The organism is Priestia sp. TRM10 (assembly GCF_057808375.1).
On the sequence record NZ_JBJZOT010000027.1, the window covers coordinates 1 to 945 of the forward strand.

Below are 945 nucleotides of genomic sequence, written 5' to 3' on the forward strand. Positions count from 1 at the left end.
ATAATTGGTGGAGCCTAGCGGGATCGAACCGCTGACCTCCTGCGTGCAAGGCAGGCGCTCTCCCAGCTGAGCTAAGGCCCCAATATTTAAATGGTCGGGAAGACAGGATTCGAACCTGCGACCCCATGGTCCCAAACCATGTGCTCTACCAAGCTGAGCTACTTCCCGCTTGAAAGTAGAACTTCACAAGCTTTTTTTAAACGCGCCCGATAGGAGTCGAACCCATAACCTTCTGATCCGTAGTCAGACGCTCTATCCAATTGAGCTACGGGCGCATATAATATAAATGGTGCCGAGGGCCGGGCTCGAACCGGCACGGTAGTCACCTACCGCAGGATTTTAAGTCCTGTGCGTCTGCCAATTCCGCCACCCCGGCATATATTACTTGGCAGTTAAATTTCATAAATGGAGCGGAAGACGGGATTCGAACCCGCGACCCCCACCTTGGCAAGGTGGTGTTCTACCACTGAACTACTTCCGCATAATGCGGGTGAAGGGACTTGAACCCCCACGTCATAAAGACACTAGATCCTAAGTCTAGCGCGTCTGCCAATTCCGCCACACCCGCATATTAAACTTTCTTAAAATGGTGAGCCATGAAGGACTCGAACCTTCGACCCTCTGATTAAAAGTCAGATGCTCTACCAACTGAGCTAATGGCTCCCATAGTGGTGCCGGCAAGAGGACTTGAACCCCCAACCTACTGATTACAAGTCAGTTGCTCTACCAATTGAGCTACACCGGCAATATGGTGGAGGATGACGGGCTCGAACCGCCGACCCTCTGCTTGTAAGGCAGATGCTCTCCCAGCTGAGCTAATCCTCCATCGCCTGGCAACGTCCTACTCTCACAGGGACAAAGTCCCAACTACCATCGGCGCTCAAGAGCTTAACTTCTGTGTTCGGCATGGGAACAGGTGTGACCTCTTGGCTATGGTTACCAGAC

The 945-nt window shown here is 52.3% G+C and carries 9 tRNA genes and 1 rRNA gene; all 10 read right to left on the reverse strand.

The features are described 5' to 3' along the window. Nucleotides 1-5: 5 nt before the first annotated feature. Nucleotides 6-81: transfer RNA gene (locus ACK3CR_RS26960), tRNA-Ala, on the reverse strand. A gap of 10 nt (nt 82-91) precedes the next feature. Continuing rightward, nucleotides 92-168, reverse strand: a tRNA-Pro gene (locus ACK3CR_RS26965). A gap of 33 nt (nt 169-201) precedes the next feature. Further along, nucleotides 202-275 (reverse strand) — tRNA-Arg (locus ACK3CR_RS26970). Nucleotides 276-287: 12 nt separating this feature from the next. Beyond that, nucleotides 288-376: transfer RNA gene (locus ACK3CR_RS26975), tRNA-Leu, on the reverse strand. A 30-nt stretch (nt 377-406) separates the two neighbouring features. Next, nucleotides 407-481, reverse strand: a tRNA-Gly gene (locus tag ACK3CR_RS26980). A gap of 4 nt (nt 482-485) precedes the next feature. After that, nucleotides 486-568 (reverse strand) — tRNA-Leu (locus ACK3CR_RS26985). A gap of 19 nt (nt 569-587) precedes the next feature. After that, a tRNA-Lys gene (locus ACK3CR_RS26990) sits at nt 588-663 on the reverse strand. 6 nt (nt 664-669) lie between these two features. Further along, nucleotides 670-745: transfer RNA gene (locus tag ACK3CR_RS26995), tRNA-Thr, on the reverse strand. Nucleotides 746-749: 4 nt separating this feature from the next. Beyond that, a tRNA-Val gene (locus ACK3CR_RS27000) sits at nt 750-825 on the reverse strand. A gap of 3 nt (nt 826-828) precedes the next feature. Next, a 5S ribosomal RNA gene (gene rrf / locus ACK3CR_RS27005) occupies nt 829-944 on the reverse strand. Between the last annotated feature and the right edge of the window lies 1 nt (nt 945).